At 42.7% G+C, this 7,992-nt stretch carries 5 protein-coding genes and 1 rRNA gene; 2 read left to right on the forward strand and 4 right to left on the reverse strand.

Annotation, left to right across the window (positions count from 1 at the left end; translation table 11 throughout):
• Window positions 1-19: 19 nt before the first annotated feature.
• The 3 genes from FNW02_RS17880 to dpsA form a co-directional block, all read right to left on the reverse strand.
• On the reverse strand, window positions 20-976 hold the full coding sequence (locus FNW02_RS17880) for an RNA polymerase sigma factor, RpoD/SigA family (RefSeq protein WP_191758853.1): 957 nt from the start codon (window positions 974-976) through the stop codon (window positions 20-22).
• A gap of 570 nt (window positions 977-1,546) precedes the next feature.
• On the reverse strand, window positions 1,547-4,807 hold the full coding sequence (gene carB / locus FNW02_RS17885) for a carbamoyl-phosphate synthase large subunit (RefSeq protein WP_191758854.1): 3,261 nt from the start codon (window positions 4,805-4,807) through the stop codon (window positions 1,547-1,549).
• 637 nt (window positions 4,808-5,444) lie between these two features.
• Window positions 5,445-5,999, reverse strand: coding sequence for a DNA starvation/stress protection protein DpsA (dpsA, locus tag FNW02_RS17890; RefSeq protein ID WP_191758855.1), 555 nt, complete (start codon window positions 5,997-5,999; stop codon window positions 5,445-5,447).
• Between the two features lie 677 nt (window positions 6,000-6,676).
• On the opposite strand from dpsA, the gene FNW02_RS17895 reads away from it, so the two are divergent.
• Together FNW02_RS17895 and FNW02_RS17900 are read left to right on the forward strand one after the other, a co-directional pair.
• Window positions 6,677-6,934 carry an Asr1405/Asl0597 family protein gene (locus FNW02_RS17895; RefSeq protein ID WP_191758856.1) on the forward strand — a complete coding sequence of 86 codons (258 nt, stop codon included), beginning with the start codon at window positions 6,677-6,679 and terminating at the stop codon, window positions 6,932-6,934.
• A gap of 68 nt (window positions 6,935-7,002) precedes the next feature.
• Entirely contained in the window at window positions 7,003-7,683 is a 681-nt protein-coding gene (locus tag FNW02_RS17900) for a (2Fe-2S) ferredoxin domain-containing protein (RefSeq protein ID WP_191758857.1), read from the forward strand.
• 183 nt (window positions 7,684-7,866) lie between these two features.
• Here the strand turns inward: FNW02_RS17900 and rrf are convergent.
• Window positions 7,867-7,984: ribosomal RNA gene (gene rrf, locus FNW02_RS17905) — 5S ribosomal RNA — on the reverse strand.
• Between the last annotated feature and the right edge of the window lie 8 nt (window positions 7,985-7,992).

Below are 7,992 nucleotides of genomic sequence, written 5' to 3' on the forward strand. Positions count from 1 at the left end.
AAGGACAAATGACTAATGACTAACTTGCCAAATATTCATCCATATTGGCTTTAGACTTACGAAGTTTTGTTAAGGCTTCCCGCTCAATTTGCCGTACTCGTTCTCGGCTGATGTTCAGAATTTCACCGATTTTGGCAAGAGTTAGCGCTTGTCCATCGATTAACCCAAAGCGTAGTGTGATCACTTCCTTCTGCTGTGGGGTTAGATCGCCCATTAGGCGCTCTAAGTCATAAGATAAGGAAGATTGCATGACAAATTCTTCTGGAGAAGCGCCTGGATCTTCTAACATTTCTCCGAGTTCGGTATCATAGTTATCTCCTAGCCGTAAATCTAGAGATAATGGCAAACGTGCCTTTTCTAAATACTCTCGTACTTGTTTAGGGGTCAATTCTAATTCTTGGGCTAACTCAGCAGCGGTAGGAGCGCGTCCCAGTTTTTGAGATAATTGCCGCTGTGCTTTTTTAATCTTATTTAATTTCTCAGTAATATGGATAGGCAACCTAATGGTGCGAGCTTTTTCGGCAATAGCACGTGTGATAGCTTGCCGTATCCACCAATAGGCATAGGTGGAAAATCTGTAACCTTTGGTGGGGTCAAACTTTTCCACACCCCGTTGCATACCAATGCTGCCTTCCTGTATTAAATCCAGTAAATCGACGTTGCGCTTAATGTACTTTTTGGCAACGGACACCACGAGCCGCAAATTGGCTTCTACCATTTTGCGCTTGGCAATTTCCCCGTCTGCGATCGCCTCATTCAACTCTGCTGGTTCTAGCTTTGTTGCTCTTGCCCACTCATCTAGAGTCGGCTCACGACCTAACTGGGTGGTCAGATATTCTCTTGATTCGTGCAAGGTGGTTGAACGTTGCACCTGTTTGCCATAGCAAATCTCCTCCTCGTGGGTTAAGAGTGGCACACGGCCAATCTCACGCAGGTAAGTCCGCACGAGGTCTGTGGCTGTCTGAGCGGTCTTCATGGCGCTACTCTTTGGTAATGATGGGTTTGGCGGTAGGGTCATTAACGGATAGATAGATGCTTTTAGAGGGTGCTACCCAGTCTGACTGGGAACCCATGCTATGGTTTGCAATTTACGCGCCCGATAAACTCGGCTGCTCATAGTAATCAAATTAGGGCTACTAACTGCTAGAAGTTACAGTTATTTTCCTGTTTTCACAAGTATCTACAGTTAGATAAAAGGTGCTTGTTAAACATTTTTCTATTGGATAAGTATTAATAATTGTAACATTTATGAGAGAATTTTGGACATTTAATAGTCTCGAATTTCCTGATTGTTCCACTCCATGCAATACCAATATGACTCTCAAGACTTTCTAGAAGCCGATTGAATGAATATCTGGATAAAGAAATCCTCATATTTGTTAAAATATCTCAATGATAACTATAATTATTCTCTTATAACAATTGCTTAATTTTTCTGGTAATGAGACTGGACTGGGAAGGGAAAAAAGAGAGGGAGGAAAAAATATTGAAAATGATTTCCCCACTCCTCTACTCCTCCACCTTTGAGTTCTTTCTCAGAGCACCGCTAAAGGCTCGCGCAGTAATCTTGGATGACTTTTACGTCCAAAGTCGTATTTTGTAGGGAGCGGATGGCGGCGACGGTGGCTTTCGCCCCGGCAATCGTGGTAATAATTGGTATTTTGTAAGCTAAGGCTGTGCGGCGGATTAACCTGGCATCGGTCTGAGCTTCTTCCCCTGAAGGTGTGTTGATGATGAGTTGGATTTTCTGGTTTTTGATGGCATCTAGAACGTGGGGACGACCTTCATGGAGTTTCAGTACTAACTCAACATCTAACCCATGTTCTTGAAGAACTCGGCGTGTGCTAACTGTAGCCATTACCTTAAAGCCTAAATCAATAAACTCCTTGACTACAGAAACCGCAGGAGTTTTGTCGCGATCGCTCATCGACACAAATACGGTTCCCGTCAGGGGTAAACGCTCTCCAGCACCCATTTCTGCCTTGGCAAATGCTCGCCCAAAGTCGCTGTCGATTCCCATGACTTCGCCAGTAGAGCGCATTTCTGGGCCCAATATTGTATCAGTTCCAGGGAATTTATTAAACGGTAATACTGCTTCTTTGACGGCAATGTGAGATGGAATAATTTCCTGGGTGAAGCGGAGTTCATCTAAGGTTTTACCTGACATAATTAGAGATGCTAGTTTCGCTAGCTGTACGCCAGTTGCTTTAGACACGAATGGTACTGTGCGTGAGGCGCGGGGGTTAGCTTCCAAGATATAAACTTGGGGAGAATAACCTTGAGCACCGACCACGGCAAACTGGATATTCATTAACCCTACAACTGACAACGCCTGTGCTAACTGCACCGTCCAAGTGCGAATTTGATTGAGAACAGCTGGTGGTAGGGAAATAGAAGGTAACGAGCAGGCGGAGTCTCCTGAGTGAATTCCGGCTTGTTCGATGTGTTCCATAATACCGCCAATTACGACCCGTCCAGTGTGGTCAGCGATCGCATCTACATCGACTTCAATAGCATTTTCCAAAAATTTATCAATCAAAATTGGGTGTTCAGGTTCCACCTGCACCGCAAAGGTCATGTAGCGTTCCAACTCTGTATCGGAATAGACGATTTCCATCGCTCGTCCTCCCAATACATAACTGGGACGTACTACTACCGGATAACCAATGCGTTGGGCGACAATCAGCGCATCCTCGTAACTCCGAGCAATACCATTGGGCGGCTGGGCAATATTCAACTCTTTAAGAATCTTTTCAAACCGCTCTCGGTTTTCTGCCATGTCGATAGAGTCCGGCGATGTACCCCAGATTTTAGTGCTCAATCCTGAGTTGTCATTGCTTAGAAATTGCTCAAGGGGAACAGCCAACTTCAGCGGTGTTTGACCTCCAAACTGAATAATTATCCCTACAGGATTTTCTGTTTCGATGATGTTAAGGACATCTTCCTTAGTCAACGGCTCAAAGTAGAGGCGATCGCTTGTGTCATAATCTGTTGATACTGTCTCTGGGTTAGAGTTGACCATAATCGTCTCAAACCCTGCCCCTTTTAAAGCATAGGCAGCATGACAACAGCAATAGTCAAACTCAATTCCTTGTCCAATACGGTTAGGGCCACCACCCAAAATCATCACCTTTGGCTTGGTTGCTGGCAAAACCTCCGTTTCTTCTTCATAGGTAGAGTAGTGATACGGAGTAAACGCTTCAAACTCAGCAGCACAGGTGTCCACAGTTTTGTAAACTGGGATAATTCCTAATTGTTTGCGGTAAGCGCGAACTTCATCTTCAGTGGTTTTGGTAGCAAAGGCAATCTGGCGATCGCTAAATCCGTCCCGCTTCACCTGATAAAGTTGCTCTTTTGTCAATTGCTGTAAAGGTGTCCGCTTGAGGAACTTCTCCACATCCAGCAATTGCTGCATTTTATCTAAGAACCAAGGGTCAATGCCTGTGAGTTCATAGATTTCTTCAATACTTATCCCTAGCTGTAAAGCATGACGCACAGCAAAGATGCGATCAGGATTAGGTGTCCGCAGTTGAGCGCGAATTTGTTCACCACTAGGTAATTTTTCGGCTTTGTCGCAACCCCAACCAGCGCGTCCGGTTTCCAAGGAACGCAGCGCTTTTTGGAAAGATTCGTTGAACGTCCGACCAATAGCCATTGCTTCTCCTACCGACTTCATTTGCGTTGTTAGCACTGGTTCTGAACCAGGGAATTTTTCAAATGCAAAGCGGGGGATTTTTGTCACTACATAGTCAATTGTTGGTTCAAAGGATGCGGGAGTTTTCTTTGTAATGTCATTTTTAATTTCATCCAGGGTATAGCCGACAGCTAGCTTTGCTGCCATCTTAGCGATGGGAAAACCTGTAGCCTTGGAAGACAAAGCGGAACTGCGAGAAACACGGGGGTTCATTTCAATTACGACCACATCGCCTGTGACGGGATTGACGGCAAACTGAATATTAGAACCGCCAGTTTCTACGCCGATTTCACGGATGATTTTAATTGCCATATCCCGCAGTCTTTGATATTCTTTATCAGTGAGGGTTTGCGCGGGAGCGACGGTAATTGAGTCTCCAGTGTGGATACCCATAGGATCAAGGTTTTCGATCGAGCAGATAATCACGACGTTATCTGCAAGGTCACGCATCACTTCGAGTTCGTATTCTTTCCAGCCCAGTAAAGACTGATCAATAAGAATTTGCGAAACAGGACTAGCATCTATACCTACCTGTGCCATTTCTTCAAATTCTTCTTGGTTGTAGGCAATACCACCACCAGTACCACCCATTGTAAAGGCAGGGCGAATAATCAAGGGATAAGTGCCAATTTGGCGGGCGATCGCCTTTGATTCTTCTAAGGATGAAGCTGTGCCGCTAGGACACACAGCCACCCCAATCTTTGCCATAGCCTCGTTAAACAGCTTCCGATCTTCGGCTTTCTCAATCGCTGGTAGCTTAGCGCCAATTAACTCAACGCCGTACTTTTCTAACACCCCATTTTTGGCTAAAGTAACGGCAAGGTTGAGAGCTGTTTGTCCCCCCATCGTGGGTAGTAAGGCGTCGGGGCGTTCTTTAGCGATGACTTTTTCGACCAATTCCGGTGTTAACGGCTCAATGTAGGTGCGATCGGCCGTTTCCGGGTCGGTCATAATCGTCGCAGGGTTGGAGTTAACCAGCACAACTTCATAGCCTTCTTCTCGCAGCGCTTTACAGGCTTGGGTGCCAGAGTAGTCAAACTCACAGGCTTGTCCAATCACAATTGGGCCAGAACCTAATAGCAGAATCTTCCGGAGGTCGTCACGGCGGGGCATAGTCGTTGCCTTCAAGTACGAGAATACAAATCCTGATTATTTTAAGGGTCTTTACCCGTTATGATGCTTTTTATTATTAAGTTTTACAGGTTTGAGACATACAGAGGAAAACAGAAGTAAGAAATGTAGAACTCCAACTCTCCACTTTGTATTTCCCAAAAGGTCGGTTTTCGGTTCGCTTAGCATCAACTACAAGACAAGATTGGGTCAAGTTGCTTTATTAACCAGGCAACTGGCGTTGAAAATTAGGGAATATAAGAAGTTAAGAATTAATTTCTGTCTTTCTCTCCATTTTGATGTCTACTTTTATTTAAAAATGAGGGTAAAAGCTTTCAAGTTTTTGCGAATATTTACTATTTATCTTGATGATACTTTGCAACAATTAGTAATTTATTTTATTACATATAAGTTTAGCTATTCATGACAAGTAAATTAATACAGATAATAATAGTTCTTAACTAGGCTAATTGCTAAATACTCGCAATATTAAATATTAATTATATTGTTATATTTCATTAGATTAAAAATGGCAGAGAAGTAGCGATGATACTCTCTGCCATTTTTTGGATTTTTTCAGAAGCTTAGTTCTTCCAACCTTTCTTAAAGTTTAGGGTAGACCAATCTAGATTTGAGAGTTTTAATTTTGGGCTGGTTGGACAAACGCCAAGGTCAAGCTATCTTTAGCCAAAAAGTGAGCCAAATGGAAAGCCCTTTCTTCAGTCTTTAACAGAATTTTTTCGTACAGATAACGTGTAGCTCTGTCTCCTAAACTCTCTGCCTGAGCGGCTTGACGGCGAATCACACCAATAATAGCTTGTTCTGCGGCTAGGTCATTTTCTACCATCTGACGGCAAGAATATACGCCATCGGCTTCTTGCTCAAAACAGGTTAGTTCTGCTAATTTACTGAAACTAGCTACTGGCACACCACCCAGTCCATCCAATCGTTCCCCGATTTCATGGGTGTGTCCTTGCACTTCTTCGTAACTCTCATTAAAAAACTGATGCAACTGATAAAATTCTGAGCCTTCAACAACAAAATGATGTTTTTGATACTGCAAGTATAGTGCCTGGAAACTAGCTAATACAACATTAAATCCTTCAGTAACTGGAGCAGTTACACTATGATCCAGCAACACCGGATTGTCATAAACATGACCAAAATTCCGTAATACAGTTTGCGTTTCAGACATTGTTCTCCTCGCTTTTTAGCAGTTATAGTTTTTAACTGCTTGGTCTTTACATCTTAACATTTTAAAAATGAAAGCAAGCCCAATAATTATTATAGTATTTTGAATTTTGGGCTACTAAAATTCTTAAGTTTACTCCACCACCGTAGGATGATACACCCATCAAGCGGTGTATACTTACCATTATCTTTGACATACACCCTTTAATATGCATATGTATCAAGGGGAAGATAGAAGACTAAGTATTCACTTTGGGTCGGGGCTAATGAAAAACTCAGTTTCTTTTACGAAACAACCAACACTGCCCAGAGTTGTCGTAGCGGCATTTCTATAGAACACTTGCATGAGCAGGTTTCTTCACTTGTAACGTCTATCTAGTACACGTAAAACGGTTTCTTGGAGAATGGACGATTTCCAACAGAGTAGCAATGAGCGTTAGGTCGAATCCAAATCTAAATTTCAAAGTATAGAAGCTACTCAGTGCTTAGGTTGAAAAATTTAAAGTAAGTAATGTCGTTCAGCACATACCCTACAAAGAGCAATTTTTTTTTAAAAGCTACTGAGAATTGTTTGCACTTAAGGTATCCTTATTTAAGAGGCTACACTCCTAAAATTTTTAAACATAAGGAGTTGAGGCGCAGTAGTTACTGCAAGTTTGTTGCACTTTGAGGGCAATTCTCTTGAAATCGTCTAGTTCAGAAAAAGAAAGAAAGCACATTGTAGAGGTGCATTGGGCAGATCGATGGCAAGTTTATCAACGCTTACAGGAGCTAAACATTCCCTGTTGGTGTGAAACTAACCAGCCATTGAGAGTTGAAATTGGCAGTCCTGTGGCAGCTATTCAACTGTGGAGTGTGATGCAGCGATTTACAGTTTCCCGTCAAGACATGATTTGGACTCTTGAAAACTGCTGGCAGAGCCGCTACCAACAGTTTTAATTCGCAGCTACCGTTGCTAAGACTGTCTGGCTAGATAACTTAGTTTTAGTTAAAAATAGGTCAATAACATGAGTGAATCCTACACTACGGAAGTATCAGAATTTTGCTTTGAGGGAAGGTTTCTCGATTTTGATATCAAGGATGGTTATAAGCTTAAAGGCTTGCTATTGGCTACTGTTGATGGTGAATGTTATATTAAATTAGCTAAACATTTACGGGCTGCTTTTGATTTGCGGTTGCCACCAGGCACTTGGCTACAAGTTACAGGTACAAAAAAGCACGACTGGAAAAATGGCAAGGTCACACTAAAAGCTGAGCGTGTGATGGCAGCACATAGAGAGTGGGAAATTGGTAAAAGTTCGCTCCACGACACAAACACCACCAATTACCACCCACAAAAACTAACACCAATTAATAACGCTAAAGCAAAACCAACTAAGACAAAAGCCGCAATCTTAGTATGTCAGAAGTCTGATTGCATGAAACGTGGTGGCAAAGCAGTTTGTCAGGCGCTAGAGGCAGCTTTGAGCGATCGCGGCTTGGAAGACCAAGTAACTATCAAAGGCACTGGTTGCATGAAAAACTGTAAAGCTGGGCCCAATTTAGTTATGCCAGACAAAAGCCGCTATAGCCGGATTCAGGCTGTACAAGTCTCTGCTCTCATGGATAAGTATTTTGCTGACAAAAGCTTAGAAAACATCCCAGATAACTCAAGAAAAGTAGGAATTACCCATGGCAAACTTTGCTGAAGCGACTTAGGTGAATCTCTCTGTTTAATAAGAAAATTTAAAAATAAATATTTTTCTGTTGTTCTCTTAATACTCAATAGACCCTTTGCAACATATTTGCAAAAGGTCTATTTTCCTTAATTGCAGAATAGTTAAAACAAAAACCCCCTAGCCAGTGACATAGGGGGTTTTTGTAAAAAATAAACCTGGCATCGAGCTATTTTTGCGTAGGGCAACCCCTAAACTATCGTGGCCGCAGCAGCGTTTCACCTCTGAGTTCGGGAAGGGTTCAGCGTGGTTCCACCGCGCAATAGACACCAGGAAAAACTG

Origin of the sequence: Komarekiella delphini-convector SJRDD-AB1 (assembly GCF_014831675.1) — a bacterium.
Taxonomy (GTDB): domain Bacteria; phylum Cyanobacteriota; class Cyanobacteriia; order Cyanobacteriales; family Nostocaceae; genus Komarekiella.

Bases quoted from the DNA above. Each gene is read 5' to 3' on its own strand.
- FNW02_RS17880 (WP_191758853.1), bottom strand. From the start codon at position 976: ATGAAGACCGCTCAGACAGCCACAGACCTCGTGCGGACTTACCTGCGT.
- carB (WP_191758854.1), bottom strand. From the start codon at position 4,807: ATGCCCCGCCGTGACGACCTCCGGAAGATTCTGCTATTAGGTTCTGGC.
- dpsA (WP_191758855.1), bottom strand. From the start codon at position 5,999: ATGTCTGAAACGCAAACTGTATTACGGAATTTTGGTCATGTTTATGAC.
- FNW02_RS17900 (WP_191758857.1), top strand. From the start codon at position 7,003: ATGAGTGAATCCTACACTACGGAAGTATCAGAATTTTGCTTTGAGGGA.